This window comes from Thermoanaerobacter mathranii subsp. mathranii str. A3 (genome assembly GCF_000092965.1).
In the GTDB taxonomy this organism is placed as follows: Bacteria; Bacillota; Thermoanaerobacteria; order Thermoanaerobacterales; family Thermoanaerobacteraceae; genus Thermoanaerobacter; species Thermoanaerobacter thermocopriae.
Genome location: NC_014209.1, coordinates 1,527,554 through 1,549,544 on the forward strand (window position 1 = coordinate 1,527,554; position 21,991 = coordinate 1,549,544).

Annotated in this window: 20 protein-coding genes, 4 tRNA genes, 1 other RNA gene and 1 pseudogene; all 26 read right to left on the reverse strand. The window is 34.4% G+C overall.

Annotation, left to right across the window (positions count from 1 at the left end):
• Positions 1-39 precede the first annotated feature (39 nt).
• Positions 40-786: an NAD-dependent protein deacylase gene (locus tag TMATH_RS07715; protein WP_198002303.1), complete on the reverse strand. Its 747-nt coding sequence runs from the start codon at positions 784-786 to the stop codon at positions 40-42.
• A 25-nt stretch (positions 787-811) separates the two neighbouring features.
• Positions 812-982, reverse strand: coding sequence for an alpha/beta-type small acid-soluble spore protein (locus TMATH_RS07720; protein WP_012995518.1), 171 nt, complete (start codon positions 980-982; stop codon positions 812-814).
• Position 983: 1 nt separating this feature from the next.
• Positions 984-2,465: a hypothetical protein gene (locus tag TMATH_RS07725; protein WP_013150526.1), complete on the reverse strand. Its 1,482-nt coding sequence runs from the start codon at positions 2,463-2,465 to the stop codon at positions 984-986.
• Positions 2,466-2,563: 98 nt separating this feature from the next.
• Positions 2,564-2,785 (reverse strand): NifU family protein, encoded by a 222-nt coding sequence (locus TMATH_RS07730; RefSeq protein WP_013150527.1) that lies wholly within the window; start codon positions 2,783-2,785, stop codon positions 2,564-2,566.
• A gap of 53 nt (positions 2,786-2,838) precedes the next feature.
• Complete coding sequence (locus TMATH_RS07735; protein WP_012995521.1) at positions 2,839-3,303, reverse strand: GAF domain-containing protein; 465 nt, start codon at positions 3,301-3,303, stop codon at positions 2,839-2,841.
• 140 nt (positions 3,304-3,443) lie between these two features.
• Positions 3,444-4,217, reverse strand: a complete 774-nt coding sequence (locus TMATH_RS07745; protein WP_013150528.1) for a prolipoprotein diacylglyceryl transferase — start codon at positions 4,215-4,217, stop codon at positions 3,444-3,446.
• Positions 4,218-4,379: 162 nt separating this feature from the next.
• Positions 4,380-4,456: transfer RNA gene (locus TMATH_RS07750), tRNA-Val, on the reverse strand.
• Positions 4,457-4,676: 220 nt separating this feature from the next.
• A pseudogene (locus TMATH_RS07755) lies at positions 4,677-4,976 on the reverse strand (UPF0236 family transposase-like protein); the annotation flags it as partial.
• Between the two features lie 475 nt (positions 4,977-5,451).
• The gene (locus TMATH_RS07760) at positions 5,452-5,973 is read right to left on the reverse strand and encodes a hypothetical protein (protein ID WP_013150529.1); all 522 of its coding nucleotides are present in this window, start codon (positions 5,971-5,973) and stop codon (positions 5,452-5,454) included.
• A gap of 338 nt (positions 5,974-6,311) precedes the next feature.
• Positions 6,312-7,322, reverse strand: coding sequence for a C39 family peptidase (locus TMATH_RS07765; protein ID WP_013150530.1), 1,011 nt, complete (start codon positions 7,320-7,322; stop codon positions 6,312-6,314).
• A 36-nt stretch (positions 7,323-7,358) separates the two neighbouring features.
• Positions 7,359-7,553 carry a hypothetical protein gene (locus tag TMATH_RS07770; protein WP_013150531.1) on the reverse strand — a complete coding sequence of 65 codons (195 nt, stop codon included), beginning with the start codon at positions 7,551-7,553 and terminating at the stop codon, positions 7,359-7,361.
• 657 nt (positions 7,554-8,210) lie between these two features.
• Entirely contained in the window at positions 8,211-9,605 is a 1,395-nt protein-coding gene (pepV, locus tag TMATH_RS07780; protein ID WP_013150533.1) for a dipeptidase PepV, read from the reverse strand.
• A gap of 388 nt (positions 9,606-9,993) precedes the next feature.
• Positions 9,994-10,070, reverse strand: a tRNA-Val gene (locus TMATH_RS07790).
• Between the two features lie 56 nt (positions 10,071-10,126).
• The gene (gene manA / locus TMATH_RS07795; protein WP_013150534.1) at positions 10,127-11,083 is read right to left on the reverse strand and encodes a mannose-6-phosphate isomerase, class I; all 957 of its coding nucleotides are present in this window, start codon (positions 11,081-11,083) and stop codon (positions 10,127-10,129) included.
• A gap of 64 nt (positions 11,084-11,147) precedes the next feature.
• Positions 11,148-11,849: a purine-nucleoside phosphorylase gene (gene deoD / locus TMATH_RS07800; protein WP_013150535.1), complete on the reverse strand. Its 702-nt coding sequence runs from the start codon at positions 11,847-11,849 to the stop codon at positions 11,148-11,150.
• Positions 11,850-12,001: 152 nt separating this feature from the next.
• Positions 12,002-12,351, reverse strand: an RNA gene (gene rnpB / locus TMATH_RS11500) — RNase P RNA component class A.
• Between the two features lie 76 nt (positions 12,352-12,427).
• Positions 12,428-13,543, reverse strand: a complete 1,116-nt coding sequence (locus TMATH_RS07805) for a Nif3-like dinuclear metal center hexameric protein (protein ID WP_013150536.1) — start codon at positions 13,541-13,543, stop codon at positions 12,428-12,430.
• Complete coding sequence (locus TMATH_RS07810) at positions 13,503-14,207, reverse strand: tRNA (adenine(22)-N(1))-methyltransferase (protein WP_013150537.1); 705 nt, start codon at positions 14,205-14,207, stop codon at positions 13,503-13,505. The genes TMATH_RS07805 and TMATH_RS07810 overlap by 41 nt, the downstream gene beginning before the upstream one ends.
• A 62-nt stretch (positions 14,208-14,269) precedes the next feature.
• A tRNA-Ile gene (locus TMATH_RS07815) sits at positions 14,270-14,345 on the reverse strand.
• 6 nt (positions 14,346-14,351) lie between these two features.
• Positions 14,352-14,426: transfer RNA gene (locus tag TMATH_RS07820), tRNA-Asn, on the reverse strand.
• Positions 14,427-14,474: 48 nt separating this feature from the next.
• On the reverse strand, positions 14,475-15,548 hold the full coding sequence (gene rpoD / locus TMATH_RS07825) for an RNA polymerase sigma factor RpoD (protein ID WP_013150538.1): 1,074 nt from the start codon (positions 15,546-15,548) through the stop codon (positions 14,475-14,477).
• A gap of 13 nt (positions 15,549-15,561) precedes the next feature.
• A complete protein-coding gene (gene dnaG, locus TMATH_RS07830; protein WP_013150539.1) occupies positions 15,562-17,367 on the reverse strand; it encodes a DNA primase in 1,806 nt (601 codons plus the stop codon).
• A 148-nt stretch (positions 17,368-17,515) separates the two neighbouring features.
• Positions 17,516-18,517, reverse strand: a complete 1,002-nt coding sequence (locus tag TMATH_RS07835; RefSeq protein ID WP_013150540.1) for a deoxyguanosinetriphosphate triphosphohydrolase — start codon at positions 18,515-18,517, stop codon at positions 17,516-17,518.
• An 83-nt stretch (positions 18,518-18,600) separates the two neighbouring features.
• Complete coding sequence (gene secG, locus TMATH_RS07840) at positions 18,601-18,840, reverse strand: preprotein translocase subunit SecG (RefSeq protein WP_013150541.1); 240 nt, start codon at positions 18,838-18,840, stop codon at positions 18,601-18,603.
• Positions 18,841-19,126: 286 nt separating this feature from the next.
• Positions 19,127-20,416: a phosphopyruvate hydratase gene (gene eno / locus TMATH_RS07845; protein ID WP_013150542.1), complete on the reverse strand. Its 1,290-nt coding sequence runs from the start codon at positions 20,414-20,416 to the stop codon at positions 19,127-19,129.
• A 25-nt stretch (positions 20,417-20,441) separates the two neighbouring features.
• Complete coding sequence (gene gpmI / locus TMATH_RS07850) at positions 20,442-21,986, reverse strand: 2,3-bisphosphoglycerate-independent phosphoglycerate mutase (RefSeq protein ID WP_013150543.1); 1,545 nt, start codon at positions 21,984-21,986, stop codon at positions 20,442-20,444.
• Between the last annotated feature and the right edge of the window lie 5 nt (positions 21,987-21,991).

Below are 21,991 nucleotides of genomic sequence, written 5' to 3' on the forward strand. Positions count from 1 at the left end.
TTTCTATCATAGCACTTATATATCAAATTGTCAAATTTTTTATTGAAATTTTATTATATCCCATATATTTCCAAGAGCATAACTTGCTTTTTCTCTTATAACTACATCAGCTTTATAATCATAAGGAGTTTCAGTTGCATTTATAATTATTAAATGTCTTACCATATCTGGCAAAAAGTTTACTGGTGAAACTGTCAAAGAAGAACCTATAACTATCAATAAATCGCTTGACTTTACTTCTTTTAGTGCTAAATCAAATGCATAAGGCATAGGGTCTCCAAAAAGCACTACATCTGGGCGCAATACGCCATTACAATCATCACAGCAAGGAGGAATTTGTTTTTTATTTACTTTTTCCTCTAAAATTTCAAAAGAAACTTTTTTACCACAACGTAAACAACTTCCTTCTCTCGTATTGCCGTGGACTTCAAATACATTTTTAGAACCAGCTTTTTGATGAAGATTGTCTATATTTTGTGTAATTACTCCAGAAATTATACCATCTTTCTCCATTTCGCTCAATATGTAATGAGCTTCATTAGGCTCAGCATTTCTCATTGAAGACAAAATCTTGAAACCAACTTTATAAAATTCTTCCGGGGAATTGTACAATACTCTTGTCGACAAAACCTCCATCGGATCTAAATTCTCCCACAAGCCTGTTCCTGGACTTCTAAAATCAGGTATACCACTTTCCGTTGATATTCCCGCTCCTGTCAATACCATAGTTTTTTTTGACTGCCTAATGAGACGAGCAGCCTCTTCAAACAAGCTTTTATCCCCCATCATAATTCACCTCAAATAAAGTATATCACAACTTATCTTTTTTTCCTACCTCCCGTTTCAATTTCATCTTTTTCTTAACTATTGAACCTATCTTCCCAGTTTCTTGGGCAGATAACTTAGACCATCCAACTTTTTTTACTTTTTCAAGAAGTCCTAATTCTTCAGCCGCTTCAAGTTTTAAAATTTCATTATCCATTTTAATCCTCCTCCCAATTTAAAGAACTGTAATATATCTTTTTCCCTGTGCTGGCATCTATCATAAACTCCAAAGAGTTAGGTATATACAATAATTTACCTTTTTTATTCTCTGTTATAAAATAGTACATTTTAAAACCACTATCCATAAAAATATTTTGAGCAACTTGTATATTGATAGTATTGTCTATCTTTGGGAAATCAATATAATCCCAATTAAAAATTATTTTTTTAATTATTCCTTCCTCATTTGTTTCAATTGTTATATAATTATTAGAAATTATCGTATTGTTTGTTTGTCTATAAAAAGTATAAATTTTATTATCTCGATAATTCATAGGATATGCTACCAAAAAATCACAAGACAAATAATTATAAAGATGTTCTTTCACATATGTCTTTGCCTCTTCCATATCAAGTATTCTAAAATTTTTCTTATTATAGCTCCAATAACCAAAACCTAAGTGAAGAATATTTTGGTCGTGAGAATCAATTGCTACATTTATATTTAAAATTTTGTCTTTTAAACTTGTAAAATTCCAATCATAGGTCACAGCCGGTTTACCCGTCAAATAAAAATTATTCACATAACCGGATTTGATCAAGGAAATTTTATCTATTTTTAAACTCCTCGCTATATCATGAGCAATTGTCTCTGGATTTTTAAAATTAAAACAATTGCCTTTTAACTTTACAAAATCCAGTGTAACCATTTCTTCTTTAATATCATTTCCCTTATAATCAGTAAAAATACCACTTTTAGCGTCAATTCCGTAAAATAAAGGATTCAAAGAGGGGATATAAACTAACTGGTACTTTTGGCCTTCTTTATAAAGCATAAGCTGAGGGATAACATATCTTTGATATAAGCTTTTTATCTCATCAACACTTTTAATATTTTTTGTATCATCATATTCCACATCTTCCGAAAGATTTTCACCAAAAAATTTAACAACTTCTCCTGAATGAGAATTTATGTATACAACTATTTCTCTATTATTTACTATGAGGCTATTTATCACTTTCTTAAATATTAGCTTATAAATATATGGTTTTTCTAAACTTTCATCAATATACTCATCATCTGAAAGGCTTTTTACAAATTGATATTCCTCTCCTGTAATCGAAGATATCAAATTGTGTGCTAAAATTATCGACTCATCTTCTGAATACACCACTGATAAGTTTTTGTCAAAAGGCATAAAGGTATTTACGTAGTAATCTATATATTCCACCTTATCATTGTTACTATTATATACAATTTTTAAAGCCTTAAAGGGATTATTTCCTTCAAATTTAAAGCTGTATAATCCATTTTCCAATTTATATTCAACTAATTTTAACCCATTTGCAAATGGTACCTTCATCATTATTTTTTGCAATATTATTTCTTCTAAATAAGTATTAGCTTCTGAATAGGCACTTGATAAATTTAAAAATAATATTAAGGCAATCAATCCTGCTAAACAGATTTTTTTAACCATACATAGACCTCCTTGAAAATATTTCCATATATACTATTCTATGTATGGTTAAAAATTCCTGCTTATATAACAAAAAAAATCCGGATAACCCGGATTTTTTAAACTGCTATCACTTCTTTTACTTCAGGAATTTCTTCCTTGATGGCCCTTTCAATGCCTTCTTTCAGCGTCAAAGTAGCAAAAGGGCATCCTCCACAAGCACCTGTCAGTCTTATCTTTACAATTCCATCCTTTGTAACGTCAATAAGTTCCACATCTCCTCCATCTGCTTGAAGAGATGGCCTTAGAAGCTCTAACACTTCTTCTACTCTTTCTCTCATAGCCTATCCTCCTTCCTGACACAATTATTATACCACAAAAAATAAATAGAAATCTATTTTTTGAGTTTTTGACTTATAATTTCCGCAACTTTTTCTAAAAATCTTTTATCTTCTTCATCAAAAGCAGCTAAATCATCGCTGTCAATATCTATTTCTCCTATTATCTCACCATTAGCCCATATTGGCACTACAATTTCCGATTTCGTCTCAAGACTACAAGCCAAATAATTGTCTTCTTTTGTAACATCATCAACAATTACAGTGCTTTTTTCTGCAACAGCTCTTCCACAAACTCCCTGTCCCACTTTTATTCTCACATGTTCAGTAGGTCTACCAATATAAGGCCCTATTACTAACTCTCCATCTTTCATGAAATAAAAACCTGTCCAATTGTAGTAAGGAACATTGTCTGCTAATATCTTAACAACTTCACCATAAAATTCATTCATATCGTCAATTTCTTTTGCCCTCTGGTCAATTTTAACTAATAAGTCATCAAAAACTTTTCTTTTTTCCATCTTTCCAGCTCCTCTGTGAGAAATTTACTAATATAATTTTACCATTAAAATGTGGTAAAATAAAGTAGTTTCCTTTTAATTTAACAATAGTTAAAGATAAATTCAATTGCCTTAAATAAGAAAACTCCTCAAAAGCAGTTTTAATTGTAAAATTGTTTATCAGAGTCATTTAAAACCCTTCTAATCATCCAGTATGCCAATATCAAAATGAAAGGTGTTACTAACTGAGTTAAAGTAAAAAATCCTATTCCCCATTTTTCATTTAAATATACAGGCCATATTAAAGGATTATCCCTTACAGTTTCTTCAATTAAACCTCTCATTAATTGATAGTAAAATATAAAAGACCAAAATTGATATCCATCAGGCATATGCTTTTTTTGTATATAAAAATACCTTATGAGAAGTATTACTCCCATAGCAACTCCTACTAATTGCGCAGGCCATCTCCCAAAAGCAAATTCAGTCGGCCTTCCCAATACTTCATGATTAAAAATATTGCCAATTCTAACTAATATGTTTCCAATAGCAAGACCTAAAACTGCAAAATCCTCCAAGGGATTTATCCTCACACCTTTTTTACCACAATAATAAAGCCCCGCTAAAAAACCACCTAAAACTGCTCCATGCCATGAAAGTCCACCTTCATAAATCTTTAACACTTGAATAGGATTTTTAATAAACCACTCAGGATAATTTGCCAACACAAACATAAGTCGAGCACCTACAACTCCTGAAATTACGACAATCATCAAAAGATTAAGCAAAAACTCTTCATCGTAATTCAGTTTCATCGCCTGTCGGTACAAATAATATCCACCAATAGCAATAGAAATAGCCATAAAAATTCCATACCAATGAACAGCAACTGGACCAATTTTAAAAGCATAAGGACTAATTGTCGGAATGTACATTGTACAACCTCCATATAGTAGTTTTTGAAAAGTAAACTCTGAAAGATTTTCATTATACTACCATTCTACAGCATTTCGATAATATGTCAAGAGGTGACTTAAATATTGCGAACCAAAATAAAAATCCCGGCATATATCACATGCCGGAAACCTTCAACTTACTGGTGGGGTTAACAGGATTCGAACCTGTGGCCTCTACGATGTGAGCGTAGCGCTCTGACCAGCTGAGCTATAACCCCACTCTTCATTTTTATTATATACATCCTTCTAAACCATGTCAATCACAAATTTTTTAAGGATAGTGTCAAGATACTGTAGGATTTTTTAAGACAACCCCTGTAACTTAGTTAATTTCAGCCTTCAACTTATCATGCTTTTTATATAACTTGTGCATATTTTAATGCTCTTAAAACCCTATATATTGGCGTTACTTTCCCTATATTCAAAACCGTAATATTAGGTTAATCTCTTTTTATCTTTCCTCTCTACTACCCATTTTTCTTTCCTTCTCTTGTCTTCTTTTATTATCTTGTCTAACTCTTCAATAATCGCTTCTATTGCCTCTCTACCTAGTTTGTCCGTGATTCCCTTTATTTTTGCTACAAGTCTTGTAATATCCATTCCTTCGTTTAATAAATCGCTAAAAATTTCTATCACTTCTCTAGTGAAATTTAGAGCATTTTGTAGTATAATATCTTCAAAGATATTTTTTTCACAAGAGACACCCCTTTCTGTGTTGTTTTGTTTTCCATAATCTATTTTATCAGAGGGGTTGTCTCTTGTTTTTTTTACTCAAAAAATCCTACGATAATTTTACACTATGCTCGAAACAAATAAGTAGCTGACTTGACTTCTTGAGGGGCGAATAAGTACAGCCACTTTGACTTTAACTTATTCAAGTATGGTGAGAAAGACAAACCCATGAACAAATGTCGTAAAAGGTGTAATAATAACAATTTTAGTAAGCTTTCTGGGAATTCGTCCCTCATGAAAACAGTTAGTTGCTAAAATTAGGCTTACTCCTCCAAAAAACGCGAAATAACTCCAATTTATGAGATAATTTCCTCCTTAACTAAAGCTGTTTAACTCCAGACAATTGTCCGGAGTTAAACAGTACTATTTGGCTTCCTGACCCGACCTGCTTTTACAGTCAAGTATAGTAGGCTTCTTCTTCAAAAAGTGAGTTAAACCTATAAGAATTTAAGATCATGGCGCCGGCACTAAAATCAAGATATTATTTGATTGTTTTAGATTCCAGGATTTTCCCCGAGTAAAAATCAATAAAGTAAACTTCATGCTTTTCTTCGTTTGTGACATAATCACTCCAATAAACTTCTGTTATTTTTTCTCTTTCTTTAGCATTTTCAGATGTTGCTCTGAAGTCCAAAACTAACGAACGGATGGCACTCTTTGGCACACCTCGTGCCTCTAAAATTTCTCTGGCTTTGATTTCGGTTATTCCCTGCTCAAGATATACAAAGTTTGGAGGCTCATTACCGTTTCGTACCCATACCACAAGTTTCTTCCCATTCTTATCGAAGCCGTAGAGAACTCGTTTACGAGGACCCGGTAGGGTGATATCAGTATTTTCAACAAAAATTAAAGGAGTATAGCGTTTCGCCAATTTTATGGCCTCGGGAAGCGAAGGTACTCTTTCACCAACTGTAGCATTGTTCTTTAGCAAAAGCATGAAGACGATAATGGTAATTATCAAAAGTAAAAAAAATACAGGTTTAAGAAAATTCTTAAATGGCATGAGTTCAACCCTCCTAATAAGAGATAAATCGAGTAGGCGGGGGTGATTAACCCCCTTCTCCGAGTAGAAAGAGCCGCCCAATCGGCGGCCTACCCCCCCTCACAGAGCCCGGCGTGCGGATTCCCGTACCTTGCTCTTCAGAAATTTGGTTCACAGCATTGCATATTGTTGCAATTTGGGATACGTTAATGAAAGCTTCGGACGCAATAAAGGTTGGAAGTCATTATGCACACCTCTTCCTGATCTATCTTCATCGGGACTTTCACACTATGGACAAAGCCCATGCCCGGGCGCACATCGACAGGACCGGTTCTGGCCCGCCGTTTTCTTTTAAGGGCCTACGAGGGAATAAACTGTGTCATTACCACGTAGTTGTAATCCCTGCCATAAGCCACATAAATTGTTCTGGTGGTTGTAGACCAATTATCATGAATTACCATATACTGGTGACCGTTTGATGAACCGTTATATACGTATTCCTTGTAACCAACTCCAGTTACAGTATGTTCACCATAATAAGTTTGATCAATAAAGGACAATAAATTTGGTCTTTGGGCATCAATTTCATTTTTGAAATCAGCATAGGATACACTGGTGCCAAAAAACCAGTTTCCAAAATTTTTGAAGGTGGCGTTAGTTAGGCCTTGATTATGCGCATAATCTCTCATACCATCTTCAATATTATAAATCTTCGTACTACCTGCGCCGTCAGACGTTTGCGTTGTTCCCATCGTTTCCCTGAGAGCCATGACTACATCTTCCTGGGTTGTAGGCATTAAGTTTTGGTAATTGGTATCTTTATTGGCCCAATATGCCATAACATTGGAACCAGCAGTAGGAGCACAACCGGTCCATTGTCCTTCTTCGTATTGCCATTGGTTGATATCCGGTACATTTGAAATATAATTTCTGTTCATACTATCATAACCCGTTTCCCAATTACTAGGGTCTATGTCTGTCACACCGTCGTGGTCATTACCAATTTCAGCCACACTCATAAAAATATGTTTCCAGAACAACCTTGCTTTTTCTATTTCTTTATCGCTTCTTTTGCGCTGATCAGCATTTTCGTACCTAGAAACTTTATGTATAAAAAGTTTGCTACCGTTTGGAGCTTTAATGATCTTATTACCGTTCTTCATTTCGAATTGAAGAGCAAATCGCCCTGCACCAAGACTCACCATTTTTTCTCCTACAATTTCTCCTTTCACTGTCTTTCTTATGCTATTACGTTGTATATCGTCAAACACTTTTCCTTCATAGCTGAAGCTTAGGACAGGATATTCGTCAAGAGAATTTCCAATAAAAACGAAGCCCGCGTCTTGGCCATTAACTTGAATATTAAACAAATAACCCCTGACCTCGTTGTTTAAGTCAAAGACGGTCTAAGCTTTTGAAAGAGTGACCTTGCCTCCTTTCCACTCTGAATTAGTATCGGTTTGTATATCGTTTAAAATATGAAAAATTGCCGCTTTTTTGGCGATTGCTGGCGTTATATCATTTTTTTCTACCGCCACTGCGGTTCCACTCACCATTAATAGAAGCAAAGTTGCAATTAAAAAAATACGTACGATTTTCATAGTAAAATAACCTCCCCAAGATTGCTTTTTCATTTGAAATTACAATTCACCACAAAATCTTGACACTATCAAGAACCATTTTTCACTTGACAAATACATTAATTCTATAATATAGTTTAATAGAATATTTTAAGATTAAAAATATAATTAAAACAGAAAATAAAAATATATCAGCTCTAAAGCTTATTTTAGTTATGTTATTTAAAGAAAGTAATTCTAAATTATTATTTGGTATATTATAATCGTAATACTCTAAAAATTTGAAAGGCAATCCTAATCCGTGTTTAAAGTTTGAATAATCTTTAAATTTGTCAAAAAATATCGTTGATAAAGTAATAATCGCACTTATAACTAATAGTTTAGAATTTTTCATTATAAACCACATTCCTTTCGTTTTGCTCAGTAATTTTCGAGGACCCCTATGAGCCAGTAAATAGAATTATAATTAATGATCTTTCTGTAGCTTTTGAAAAAGAAATTGACAAAAAAGAATTAGAAAAACAAATTATAAAGACTGTTTCTGAGCTTTTACGTGATATTGGTGTCATTTCAGTATATTCTAATAATACATCTTTACCTAGGGAAGAAATAGGATTTATGCTAGAAAAAAATAAATTATATTTTAGTTTAAAATAAAACCCCTCAGAAGAGGGGATTTTATTTCGCTAATTCATATATAGCGTGAGCATAAATTTTTGCATTTAATATTAAATCTTCAATTTCTATATACTCATCTGCTTGATGGGCTAATTCTGGTTTGTCGGGGAAAACAGGCCCAAATGCCACTGTGTTAGGCATCTCTTTCGCGTAAGTTCCTCCACCTATTGCTAAAAGCTCTGCTTTCTGTCCCGTCTGTTCTTCATAAACTTTGCTCAAAGTTTTTATCAAAGGATGGTCTGGTGGGAAATATAAAGGTGGCTGATGGAGCATGTCTTCTATTCTCATTCCATTAGATTTGATTTTCTCTTCGAAAATATTCATCCAATCCTCGTATTTATATTTTACAGGATATCTGATATTTAAACCTAACACTCCTTTGCTTTCATCCAATTGAATAGTGCCAACGTTAAAAGTCAATTCTCCTGTTTCATCTTTTAAGTATATTCCAAAAGTTTTTCCATCTGTTTCCATCCCGACATTTGTAGCAAAGAATCGTATAAAATCTCTGACATCGCTATCTTCTAAATCGATTCTGTCAAGGAAGAGAAATAACTGCATTATAGCATTTTTTCCTAAATGCGGAAGACTGCCATGAGCTGAAACCCCTACTGATTTGATTACAAGCATTTCCCCTTTTTCTTCAGCCTTCAAATTATAACCAGTCTCTTTTACGAAAGCTTCTAACTTATCTTGAATTTCTTTCTTCTTATCTGCTTCTTTTACCTTTAGACCAGCTTCACAATAGCCTGGCACTACATTGGGCCTTTCTCCACCTTTGATATATTCTATAACTATATTACTGGGCTTTTTATTAAACTCTTTTACTACATCAAACATTGTTATACCTTTTTCTGCATATATAATTGGATATTGGGCATCTGGAGTAAAGCCCATTGTAGGCGCTTCATCGTGTTTTAAATAATAAGGAATTTCGTGAGAACCATTCTCTTCATTTGTACCAAATAAAATCCTTACTCTCTTCGAAAGCTTCAATCCTGCATCTTTTATAGCTTTTAAGCCATATAAAGCCGCAATTATTGGGCCTTTATCATCTACAGTACCTCTTCCATATATCTTTCCCTGATGGATTTCGGCACCATACGGATGATAAGTCCACCCATCACCTTCTGGAACTACATCTAAATGTCCCAAAACTCCTATCATTTCTTCTCCTTCGCCGTATTCTGCATACCCTACATAGCCATCTACATTTTTAGTTTTAAAGCCTAAACTTTGTGCAATCTCTAAAGCTTTGTCCAATGCCTTAGCAACACCTTCTCCATAAGGCATTCCTGGTCTCGGTTCATCTCGTACGCTTTTTATCCTGACCAATTCTTGAACAGATTTTATAATGTCATCTCTCATATCATCTATGTAGGAATTTAAATCCATAAAAATCCCTCCAATAATTTGGTATCATGTTACTATTATATATTTTTGATAAAATGTTTTCAATATTTTTCTCTTTACTTTCCCCTTTTCAAGCCATAGTATTCAAAAAAGTATTGTTTAAACAGCAATTCGCCATAGGCATATTTCATGTAAAACTTGGTTATCCACATAACAATCATTAATCCAAATTTTTACCCATATACAATATAAAGATATAACCTCCTCATTTGCATGATTTGGTTATATCTTGTGATAAAAAAATAAATCTATCGATAAAAATATTTTCCTTCGGTTTGGCAGAGATAAGGGGATTCGAACCCCTCACCTCATGCATGCGAAGCACGTGCTCTCCCTACTGAGCTATACCCCATACAACCTATATAAAAAATGGTGGGGTTAACAGGATTCGAACCTGTGACCTCTACGATGTCAACGTAGCGCTCTGACCAGCTGAGCTATAACCCCACTTCTTGCTTTTTTATTATACAATTTTAATAAAAGGTTGTCAATATTTACGCTTTCTATATATAAGCTTTGAGGACCTTGCAATTTCCTTCCATTGTGTAACTCGTAATAGAAGCAGGTATTAACACAGTCTCTCCTGCTTTTAAATCAGTGGTGCCTTCAGTATAGGCAATTCTACAATATCCTTCTACAGCTGTTAAAGTGTTAAATTTTCCTTCTGTATCTATTTTTACCTCTTCATTTATCTCAATTATACTTACCTGAAAATATGGGGATTTAACAACATGAGATATGCGTCCGCCTTGTATTTCTTCAAATTCAGGTATTATTTTATCTGTTTTTAAATTAAAATCTATAACATCTAATGCTTTTTCTATATGTAACTCTCTTTTTCTTCCAAATTCATCTACTCTATTGTAATCATACACTCTATAGGTAAGGTCTGAATTTTGTTGAATTTCACAAATAAGTATACCTTCACCTATAGCATGCACCATCCCTGAAGGTATGTAAACCACATCTCCTGGTTTTATTTCTATTTCTTTTAAACACTCTTCTAATCTTTCTTCCTCTAATAGCCTTTTAAATTCTTCTTTTGTAGTTCCTTCTTTTAAGCCACATACAAGTTTAGCTCCTGGTTTTGCATCTATTATATACCACATCTCGGTTTTTCCAGAATCGCCATTTTCATATTTAAAAGCATATTCATCATCTGGATGAACTTGGACAGAAAGTTTGTCTTGCGCATCGATTATTTTGATGAGTAAAGGAAATCTTCGATAATTTACCCCTTTGCCATATATATCTTCAGAAAATTTGTAAGCTATATCACTTAGTTTTTGGCCATTAAATTCTCCACTCTCAATTACACTGACAGCCGTTCTATTATCAGATATTGTCCACAATTCTCCAATTTTTTTACCCTCGGGAATATCAAATCCAAATTTATCTCTTAATGCAGTACCTCCCCATATTCTTTCCATAAAAATAGGCTTAAATTTTAAAGGTTTCATCAACTATCAGCTCCTTTTTTAATTATTTTAAAAGAGGATAAACAAGGTTATCCTCTTTTAAAAATTATTCAGCTATTTCTAATGCAATCTTTACCATGTCCATAAAAGTCTTTTGCCTCTCTTCTGCTGTCGTCGCTTCTCCAGTAACCAAGCTATCGCTCACTGTCAATATTGTAAGAGCATCTACATTGTACTTAGCAGCCAAAGTATATAGTCCTGCAGTTTCCATCTCTACTGCCAAAACACCAAACTTCGCCCATAGTTTCCAGCTGTCTGGGTCATCATTATAAAAAGTATCCGTTGTAAGAATATTTCCTACTTTAGGTTGTATTCCTAACTCTATCGCTTTATCATAAGCTTTTTTTAATAACTTAAAACTTGCTGTAGGAGCATAATCCATACCATTAAACCTAATTTTATTTATTGCAGAGTCCGTAGACGAACTCATAGCAATTACTATATCTCTAATCTTGATATCTGGTTGCAGAGAACCACATGTACCTATTCTTATAAGATTTTTCACGTTATAACTGGTTATAAGTTCATTTACATAAATAGACAAAGAAGGTACTCCCATCCCTGTTCCTTGAACTGACACTCTTTTCCCTTTATAATATCCTGTAAAACCATACATCCCTCTGACTTCATTGTAACATTTCGCCTCTTCAAGGAAATTTTCCGCTATGTATTTAGCCCTTAAAGGATCTCCTGGCAATAACACTGTTTGAGCAATTTCGTTTTCTTTAGCACCAATATGTACGCTCATCTAAATCTCTCCTTTTATAATAATTATGTCATATATAATATTAGCAAAAAAGAGTTTTTTAATCAAACAAAAATTTATAGATCAAACAAATTTTAAGCTGGCAAAATAGTGACAAATAAAAAATAAGACCCGCGGAAAGCAGGACTTTTCAGCATGTGAGCAAGTCTATAAGCCGAGTTCTGTCGAGGATGGCCATCTATCTAGGGTGCCAGTTGCCTGACACCTCCAGCGGCATAACCCGAGGGAAACGGCGGGCCACCTACTCCCTCCTATTCGCCTTGCTCCGGGTGGGGTTTGCAGAGCAGACCAGTCGCCTGGTCCCTGGTGAGCTCTTACCTCACCTTTCCACCCTTACCCGGCACTTAATAAGTTGAGTGCCAGGCGGTATATTTCTGTTGCACTTTCCTTGGAGTCGCCTCCACCGGGTATTACCCGGCACCCTGCCCTGTGGAGCTCGGACTTTCCTCGTGCGCAAATCGCACGCGGCCATCCGACTTACTCACATGCATTATTTTTATATATTTTTCTTATATCAACCTAATATAGGTTATCATATATACTCAGTTTTGTCAATACAATTATACATACACAAAAGGATCTTTTTGAACCTCACTCACTAATACTTCTATTTCATACCCCTGTCTTTGAGTTTCGTCAACTATATATTCGGCGATAAATCTTACTGCAATATTCTCTGTTGCAAAATGTCCCGCATCAATCAAAGATAATCCGAGGTGTTGGGCCTCTACAGCATCGTGATAGCCTATATCTGCTGTTATTAACACATCTGCTCCTCTCAAAGCAGCCTTGTGAATAAGACTTGCACCGCTTCCACCACATACGGCTACTTTTTTAATCTTTTTATTTAGATCACCTACTACTCTCAAGTTATTAATTTTAAGTTTCGTTTTTACTTGCAAAACTAACTCTTGCAACGTAATCTCCGAAATAGTTCCAATTCTTCCCAGTCCATATTCCTCTTTAATATTTTCCAAAGGATAAATATCATAAGCAACCTCTTCATAGGGGTGGACATTCAGCATTGCAGTAACTACTTTTTCTAAATATTTCTGAGGTACTATAGTTTCTATCTTTACTTCTTCTGTCTTTTCTAATTTTCCTATTTCACCAATAAACGGGTTTGTTCCTTCTAAAGGTCTATAAGTTCCAATGCCTCGACTTTGGAAAGTAGAATCGCTGTAATTCCCAATAAAGCCAGCACCTGCACTGCACATAGCATTTCTTACTACTTCTTCATATCCTTGTGGCACATAAACTACAATCTTTTTATATCCTTCGGAATAAGTGACATCCAAAACTTCCCTATCGTATATTCCTAAGACATTGCACAAAATATCATTCATACCATTTGGAGCTATGTCAAAAGAGGTATGGGCCGCGTAAAGGGAAATATCATTTTTAATAAGTTGTATTAGCAATGAGCCTACTGGATTATCAGTTCTAATATTTTTTATTGGCTTAAAAATTAACGGATGATGAGTTACAATCATATCTACTTTTTTATTAACTGCTTCCTTAACTACTTCAAAAGTAGCATCTAAAGCTACCAAAATTTTGGAAACCTCTTTAGAGCCATCTCCTACCAATAATCCTACGTTATCCCATTCTTCTGCAAATTTACGCGGTGCAAGCTTATCCATTATGGAAGCTATCACTTGGCATTTCAAGCCCATTTATTAACACCTCGAATTTCTTTACTTTTTCCTCTAATTGCTTACGCTTTTTATTGCACTTAGGAAGTTTATCTATAATTTGTTTCATTTTGTCAATTTTATACTGTAAGAATTCTTTTAACAGAGGATGTCTTTTTTGTATAAGTTTTTCTCCTATTTCATAATATATGTCATTTTTGACTTTTTGTCTACCATGTTCTGCTACTATTATTTCATAATATTTTTGCTTTTCCTTAACTAATTCCTCATCACAAATTTTATATCCATTTTCTATTAAGTATTCCCTCAAATATGCCGAATCTCTCATTGGTTGAAGTAAAAATTTTTTAATAGTTTTTGCAATATCTTTTCCTTCTTCTAATATTTTTGTAATTAAAATTCCTCCCATACCTGCAATGACAACCACGTCTACTTCCCCTGGCAACAAAACATGAAGACCATCACCTAACCTCGTGTCTATCAAAGATTGCAAATTTCTTTTCTCAACTTCTTTTACAGCTTTATTCAATGAGGCTTCATTTAGATCTGATGCCACAACATAGGTAGCTATTTTGTTTTCAATAAGGTAAACAGGAATAAAACCATGATCAGTGCCTATATCTGCTACTTTTGAATCCTTAGGAATATATTCAACAATTTTTTTTAATCGTTGAGTAAATTTCATGTAATCCTCCTAAAAAGTATAAAAATAAAAAAAGCATTTAAAGCTAAATGCTTTTTTCAAAATGGTGGGCCTTCAGGGATTCGAACCCCGGACCAATCGGTTATGAGCCGACCGCTCTGCCAGCTGAGCTAAAGGCCCAAAAAGTGGCTCCTCAGGTAGGATTCGAACCTACAACCTACCGGTTAACAGCCGGTTGCTCTACCCTTGAGCTACTGAGGAATACAATAATAATTATACCGATTTTTGCCCTATTGTCAAGAAGCTCATTTAATCAAGAAAATCTTTTAATTTTTTACTCCTGCTGGGATGTCTCAACTTTCTCAAAGCTTTTGCTTCAATTTGCCTTATGCGTTCTCTTGTTACATTAAATTCTTTTCCTACTTCCTCTAAAGTCCTTGCTCGACCGTCATCAAGTCCAAATCTCAGTCTTAGTACTTTCTCTTCCCTTGGAGTTAAAGTGTCAAGAACATCCATTAATTGCTCTTTTAGCATTGTAAATGCAGCAGCCTCTGCTGGAGCTGGGGCATCTTCATCGGGTATAAAATCCCCCAAATGGCTGTCTTCTTCTTCCCCTATAGGAGTCTCCAAAGATACAGGCTCTTGAGCTATTTTCATTATCTCTCTTACTTTTTCTTCTGGCATTCCCATCTCTTTAGCTAACTCTTCAGGCGTAGGTTCGCGACCTAATTCCTGCAGCAATTGTCTTTGGACTCTTATCAACTTGTTGATAGTTTCTACCATGTGCACAGGAATTCTTATAGTTCTCGCTTGGTCTGCAATAGCTCTTGTAATAGCCTGCCTTATCCACCACGTAGCATAAGTACTGAATTTGTAGCCTTTTCTATAGTCAAACTTTTCAACAGCCTTAAGTAATCCTAAATTCCCTTCTTGTATCAGGTCTAAAAAAAGCATTCCTCTACCTACATATCTTTTTGCTATACTTACAACCAATCTTAAATTGGCTTCTATAAGTCTTTTTTTAGCTTCTTCGTCCCCTTGTTCAATTCTTTTTGCTAATTCAATCTCTTCCTCAGGAGTTAAAAGAGGAATCTTTCCTATCTCTTTTAAATACATTCTAACAGGATCATCTATACTAATTCCTTCAGGAAGAGAAAGATCTAAATCTAAATCCTCTTCATTTATTTCTTCTTGACGGGGTTCCTCACCAACAATTTCAATTCCCATGTCTTCAAAAGCATCATAAACTTTCTCAATTTGGTCAGGATTTAAATCAATATCCTCTAAGGAATCCATTATCTCATTGTAGGTGAGCATCCCAGTTTTTTTGCCTTTATTTATAAGTTCTGTAATGGCATCTTTAGACAATTCTTCGTTGTTCATAGGTTTCCCCTCCCTATGGGTTTCTTTCTTTTTGGCCATTTTTTATCTTTAGCATCTCCTTTTCACAATTTTGTAATTCTATTAAAAGCTGTCTCTCTTTTTCTATATCCCCCAACATATGAGCCTCATTTATAGCTCTTTTGATGTTTTCTCTTTTAACTGCCAAACTATTAATGAGAATCTTGTTTATAATATCATCTGCAGCTTGTTCTGTAATATTTTCACTCTCGTAAAAAGCTTTAATAATATCGTTAAACTCAGATATGAGATTTTCTTCTTGTAATAAATATACAATGTCGTTTATTTGAACTTTTTCTCCAACTTCCAGCCTTGACATTATTTCTTCAAAAACTGGCCTTAACTTAACATTCTCCAACATATCAGGAGTAATTGTCTCTTTTATCCTTTTGTAAAGATCATTATCATACAGTATCAATGCAATTAAGTATTTTTCAGGCGATATTTTATTACTACTGTATATATTATGCCTTATATTACCAGCCATATACATATTTTTTTGATTTTTTCTAATTTTCCTATTGACAAAACGACTAACCTCTGTTCTCACTGCATTTTCAGGTATTTGGGCAACTTTAGCTACGGAAGAAATATAAACTTCTCTTTTCACTTCATCAGAAAGGTTTGCAATATCTTTTGCAATTTTTTTAACATATACTATTCTATCTTGAGGATTATCAAGATCAAGATTTTTTCTGTATACTTTTGCTTTAAACTCAATTAAACTCTCGGCATTTTCTATTAATTGATTAAATGCTTCTACTCCTTCCTTTTTTATAAACTCATCAGGGTCTTTCCCCTCAGGTATAGTCAATACTTTTATATTTAAATTCAATTCATCGAGAATGTCAAGTCCCCTTATGGCAGCACTAACACCAGCTTCATCTGCATCGTAGGCAATTATAACATTTCTTTTATATCTTTTTATAAGTTTTGCTTGGTCCTCTGTCAAAGCAGTTCCTAAAGAAGCCACAGCACAATCTATTCCGGCCTGATGTAAAGAAATAGCATCCATATATCCTTCTACAATTATAAATTTATCTTGTTGAGTTTTTTTAGCAAAATTTATTGCAAATAGGGTTTTGCCTTTTTTAAAAACTTCCGTCTCAGGTGTGTTTAAATATTTAGGCAAACTATCATCAATTGCTCGGCCTCCAAAACCTATAACATTTCCCTTTAAATCTATAATAGGAAACATTACTCTATTTCTAAATCTGTCGTAATAGCGGTTATTTTTTTGTGACAAAAGTCCCGCCTTTAATAAAAAACTTTCTGTGTAACCTTTTTCCTTTAAAAAATTTAAAAGACCATTTCCCTCAGGTGGCGAATAACCTATTCCAAATTTCTTTATCGTAGCTTCTGTTAAACCTCTTTTTCTTATATAAGCTAAAGCTTGTCTGCCTTCTTCAGAAAAAAGCTTATTGTAAAAATACACAGCTGCTAATTTATTTACTTTGCATATTTCCCCAATAAGTTTCTTTTTTTGATACTCCTTTTCTGTCAACTCGACCTCTTCAAGAGTTATTCCTACTCTGTCCGCTAAAAATTCAATTGCATCTTTAAAAGTCAAATTTTCAATATCCATTATAAAAGTAACGACATTTCCACTGGCATTACATCCAAAACAGTGATAAACCTGTTTTTCTTGACTGACCATAAAAGATGGTGTTTTTTCCCTATGAAAAGGGCACAGACCTTTAAATTCTTTTCCCGCTTTTTTTAATTCTACATACTCTGAAATAACATCTATTATGTCATTTGCTTCTATCACTCTTTCAATCATTTCTCTTGAATAAGCCATCAATACCACCTAGTTATTCTATTCGACAAAAATTGTTAAAATCCTCTTTTGTCTAAACTAACTTGTCACCAACGACCAATATATATTCGACAAAAGATTTAAAAATCCTCCTTTAGTTGTATTAAATTTTTGTTAAAACTAAAAAATTTTACTCAACCCAAGAACTAGGCAAAAAAATCTCTTTGTATTTTAAAAGAGCATATTTGTCTGTCATGCCAGCAATATAATCAGCAACAGCTCTTTCTCTTCCATAGAGTTCAACAAGTTTTATAAATTCTTCAGGCATCTTGTCAATATTATCATAAAAATAATAAAACAATTGTTCTACTATTCGTTTAGCTTTTTCCTCATCTTTTTTGGCTCTTGACCCAATATAGACCTTTTTGAACAAAAAATCTCTCAAGCTATACGTAGCCTCATAAATTTCTTTGCTCATTGAAACTTTTGGCTTTCCTAAACTATTGTTTATAACATCTTTTACCATTGTATCTATTCTTTTACTATGCTCATCCCCTAAAATTGCTATTAAATCTTTAGGTAAATCTTTGGGGTTTAAAACTTTTCCTCGTATTGCATCATCAATATCATGGTTAATATAAGCTATCTTATCGGAAATTTGCACTACTTGTCCCTCTAATGTCTGGGGTTTCCCTGAAGTAGAGTGGTTATAAATGCCATCTTTGACCTCCCAAGTTAAATTAAGTCCATTCCCATTTTTTTCTAAAATCTCAATTACTCTAATACTTTGTTCATTATGCCTAAAACCACCTTTTAAAAGTCTATTTAAAACCTCTTCACCAGAATGACCAAAAGGAGTATGTCCTAAATCATGACCTAAAGCAATAGCTTCTGTCAAATCTTCATTTAACCTCAAAGCTCTTGCAATGGTTCTTGCAATCTGAGCTACTTCTAATGTATGAGTAAGCCTTGTCCTATAATGGTCACCTTCTGGAGAAATGAAGACCTGTGTTTTGTGGCTCAATCTTCTAAAAGCTTTGCTGTGAATAATCCTATCCCTATCTCTTTGAAATTCTGTCCTTACATCGCATTTTTCCTCTTCTCTATCCCTGCCGCGAGTTTCACGGCTTTTTGTCGCATAAGGAGAAAGCAGTTGATATTCTAATTCTTCTGTAATTTCTCTAATTTTCATTTGACCACCTAGCCTTTTTTATTTATGGTGGTAAAAATAAAAACCCATAAAAGGGTTTTTCCATCTCTTTTTAATGTCCTTTTTTATTTAGCCATCATTACTGTTAACACCATAGACAAAATTATAAACAACACCGCTGCTATGGTAGTAAGTTTCTCCAGTGTCCCCTCCATAGTTCGAGCTTTATTTTTCCCAAAAAACGTTTCTGCTCCTCCTGCAATAACGCCTGAAATACCTGCACTTCTGCCCTTTTGTAAAAGTATAACTACTATTAAGAAAATGCTAACCAAAATCTGTATACCCATCAGTACAGTTTTTAGCATATTTACACCGCCTTATCTCTAATTTTTGCTCTGTCAAAAACACAATACTACATATTATATTATATCTCTAATGTATCTCTTAATCAAGGGTTTTTATTAAAAAGTGTGTGCCAAAAGTTAATAGTTGCCCACCTCCGCCATCCTTAGCTTCGGCCCCGCTTCTGTTTCTTCCTCTCGCAAACTTGCTTCTGCTCCGCCAAGTCACTTCTCTTATGCAAAATGTCAGCAATATTCCTAACTTATAATTTTACAGACTATTAAATAAGGGAATCCTTTTTGGATCCCCTTATTTTTTAATATTGTAAAAAGCATTTTTGCCAAGATATTGGGCTGTACTTCCTAAAACTTCTTCAATTCTTAAAAGCTGATTGTATTTTACAACTCTGTCAGTTCTTGCAGGTGCTCCAGTTTTAATTTGTCCTGCATTTACTCCAACCACGAGGTCTGCAATTGTGGAATCTTCTGTCTCTCCGGAACGGTGAGACACGACAGCCGTGTAACCTGCTCTTTTTGCCATTTCAATAGCGTCCAAAGTTTCTGTCAATGTCCCTATTTGATTGAGCTTTATAAGTATTGAATTCGCAACTCCCATATTGATACCTTTCGAAAGTCTTTGAGTATTCGTTACAAATAAGTCATCTCCAACTAATTGTATTTTCTCTCCTAATCTCTCTGTTAACAATTTCCATCCTTCCCAGTCCTCTTCTGCAAGCCCATCTTCAATTGAAACAATAGGATATTTATTGACAAGTTGTTCCCAAAAGTCTACCATTTCTTCAGAGGTTCTAACGATTCCTTCTCCTTCAAAATGATATTTCCCATCTTCTTTATAAAGCTCCGTTGAAGCAGGATCTAATGCCAATACTACATCATCTCCTGGAACATATCCTGCTTTCTCTATAGCTTCTAGTATGACTTGTATAGCTTCTTCGTTTGATGTAAGGTTAGGTGCAAATCCTCCTTCATCGCCAACTGTAGTGCTTAATCCTTTGGAATGTAACACGTTTTTTAAATTATGATAAACCTCTGAACACATTCTTAATGCTTCTCGGAAATTTGGAGCACCAACAGGCATGATCATAAATTCTTGTATGTCCACATTATTGTCGGCGTGCTTTCCACCGTTTAATATGTTCATCATAGGTACTGGCAAAGTTTTTGCATTTACACCACCAATGTATTGATACAAAGGTAAACCACACTCTTCAGCTGCTGCTTTTGCAACTGCCAATGATACCCCTAAAATCGCGTTTGCTCCTAATTTGCTCTTATTTGGAGTTCCATCTAGTTCAATCATCGTTTTGTCAATTGCTACTTGGTCTTGTGCCTCCATTCCAATTAGTTCTGGAGCAATTACATCATTAACATTTCGAACAGCTTTTAGTACACCTTTTCCCAAATACCTTGACTTGTCTCCATCTCTTAATTCAACTGCTTCAAAAGCTCCCGTAGAAGCGCCTGAAGGCACAGCAGCTCTCCCCACTGCACCGCTATCTAATTCTACCTCTACTTCAACTGTAGGATTTCCACGGGAGTCAAGTATTTCTCTTGCAAAAATATCAATAATCGATGACATGACAACTTCTCCTTTCTTTTTAATTTTATTTTCTTCCAATAATTAAGGATTTACCTGTCATTTCTTGAGGCATAGGCAGTTTCATTATGTCTAATACAGTTGGAGCAATATCGGCCAGTATTCCATCTTTCCTCAAATCAATATCTCCCTCACCTATAACAATAAATGGCACTGGGTTTGTAGTATGAGCAGTTTGTGGTTCTTTTGTCACTGGATCAATCATTTCTTCTGCATTGCCGTGATCAGCGGTTATAATTATTGTTCCTCCTACACTTTGAACAGCATTTACTATTCTTCCAAGGCACTCATCTATTGCTTCAATCGCTTTTATTGCAGCATTTAAAACTCCTGTATGACCTACCATATCAGGATTTGCAAAGTTTAAAAGAATAAAACCATATTGATTTGACATAATCTTAGGTATTACAGTATCTGTAACCTCATAGGCACTCATTTCCGGTTTTAAGTCGTAAGTCGCTACTTTAGGAGAAGGAACTAAAATTCTTTCTTCACCATCATTAGGTTCCTCTACGCCACCATTGAAAAAGAAAGTTACATGAGCGTATTTTTCAGTTTCTGCAATTCTAAGCTGTTTGATCCCTTTTTTACTTAAGTATTCACCAAGAGTATTCTCTAGTCTTTCTGGTTTATACGCCACATGTATGTTTTCAAAGGTTTCATCATACTGAGTCATTGACACAAAAAATACAGGAAAATATCCCTTTTCTCTTTCAAAATGGTTAAATACTTCGTCAATAAAAGCTCTTGTAAGCTGTCTCGCTCTATCGGGTCTAAAATTGAAAAATATTATGGAATCTTCTGCATCTACTGTAGCAATTGGTTTTCCATTTTCCAAAATTACCGTTGGTTCTACAAACTCGTCAGTTTGGTCTTTTGAATAAGCTATATCTATTGCTTCCATTGGTGAATTAGCATAAACACCTTTTCCCAAAACTATTGCATCATAAGCTTTTTTAGTTCTATCCCATCTTTTGTCTCTGTCCATCGCATAATATCTTCCAGAAATCGTTGCAATCTTCCCTATACCAATCCTGTTTGACTCTTCTTCAAATTGTCTTATATATTCCTTTGCACAAGCAGGTGGAACATCTCTTCCATCTAAGAAAGCATGAACATATACTTCTTTTAGTCCCTGGTCTTTAGCCAACTTCATTAAAGCAAATAAATGGGTTATGTGGCTGTGAACTCCTCCATCTGACAAAAGGCCAAAAAGATGTAGCTTAGAGTTGTTTTTCTTTACATTTTCTACTGCATCTAAAAACTCTTTTTTCGTAAAAAATGTCCCTTCTTTTATATCTTTGCTAATTCTTGTAAGTTCTTGATATACTATTCTTCCCGCTCCAATATTTAAGTGTCCTACTTCTGAATTACCCATTTGTCCTTCAGGAAGTCCCACTGCAAGGCCACTTGCGGAAAGAATTGTGTGAGGATAATTTTTAAAATAAAAATCTAAATTTGGCGTATTAGCTAAATATACTGCATTTCCTTCTTTTTTGTTTGATATTCCAAATCCGTCTAGTACAACTAGCATCACTAATTTTTCAGGCATATAAT

What these genes read in the sequence shown, in the direction of transcription:
- TMATH_RS07810 (WP_013150537.1), bottom strand. Translation starts at nt 14,207, where the DNA reads ATGAAATTTACTCAACGATTAAAAAAAATTGTTGAATATATTCCTAAG.
- TMATH_RS07835 (WP_013150540.1), bottom strand. Translation starts at nt 18,517, where the DNA reads ATGAAAATTAGAGAAATTACAGAAGAATTAGAATATCAACTGCTTTCT.
- rpoD (WP_013150538.1), bottom strand. Translation starts at nt 15,548, where the DNA reads ATGAACAACGAAGAATTGTCTAAAGATGCCATTACAGAACTTATAAAT.
- manA (WP_013150534.1), bottom strand. Translation starts at nt 11,083, where the DNA reads ATGAAACCTTTAAAATTTAAGCCTATTTTTATGGAAAGAATATGGGGA.
- TMATH_RS07805 (WP_013150536.1), bottom strand. Translation starts at nt 13,543, where the DNA reads ATGGGCTTGAAATGCCAAGTGATAGCTTCCATAATGGATAAGCTTGCA.
- TMATH_RS07725 (WP_013150526.1), bottom strand. Translation starts at nt 2,465, where the DNA reads ATGGTTAAAAAAATCTGTTTAGCAGGATTGATTGCCTTAATATTATTT.
- TMATH_RS07715 (WP_198002303.1), bottom strand. Translation starts at nt 786, where the DNA reads ATGGGGGATAAAAGCTTGTTTGAAGAGGCTGCTCGTCTCATTAGGCAG.
- TMATH_RS07770 (WP_013150531.1), bottom strand. Translation starts at nt 7,553, where the DNA reads ATGAAAATCGTACGTATTTTTTTAATTGCAACTTTGCTTCTATTAATG.
- TMATH_RS07730 (WP_013150527.1), bottom strand. Translation starts at nt 2,785, where the DNA reads ATGAGAGAAAGAGTAGAAGAAGTGTTAGAGCTTCTAAGGCCATCTCTT.
- TMATH_RS07720 (WP_012995518.1), bottom strand. Translation starts at nt 982, where the DNA reads ATGGATAATGAAATTTTAAAACTTGAAGCGGCTGAAGAATTAGGACTT.
- deoD (WP_013150535.1), bottom strand. Translation starts at nt 11,849, where the DNA reads ATGAGCGTACATATTGGTGCTAAAGAAAACGAAATTGCTCAAACAGTG.
- TMATH_RS07760 (WP_013150529.1), bottom strand. Translation starts at nt 5,973, where the DNA reads ATGCCATTTAAGAATTTTCTTAAACCTGTATTTTTTTTACTTTTGATA.
- gpmI (WP_013150543.1), bottom strand. Translation starts at nt 21,986, where the DNA reads ATGCCTGAAAAATTAGTGATGCTAGTTGTACTAGACGGATTTGGAATA.
- secG (WP_013150541.1), bottom strand. Translation starts at nt 18,840, where the DNA reads ATGCTAAAAACTGTACTGATGGGTATACAGATTTTGGTTAGCATTTTC.
- pepV (WP_013150533.1), bottom strand. Translation starts at nt 9,605, where the DNA reads ATGGATTTAAATTCCTACATAGATGATATGAGAGATGACATTATAAAA.
- eno (WP_013150542.1), bottom strand. Translation starts at nt 20,416, where the DNA reads ATGTCATCGATTATTGATATTTTTGCAAGAGAAATACTTGACTCCCGT.
- TMATH_RS07745 (WP_013150528.1), bottom strand. Translation starts at nt 4,217, where the DNA reads ATGTACATTCCGACAATTAGTCCTTATGCTTTTAAAATTGGTCCAGTT.
- TMATH_RS07735 (WP_012995521.1), bottom strand. Translation starts at nt 3,303, where the DNA reads ATGGAAAAAAGAAAAGTTTTTGATGACTTATTAGTTAAAATTGACCAG.
- dnaG (WP_013150539.1), bottom strand. Translation starts at nt 17,367, where the DNA reads ATGGCTTATTCAAGAGAAATGATTGAAAGAGTGATAGAAGCAAATGAC.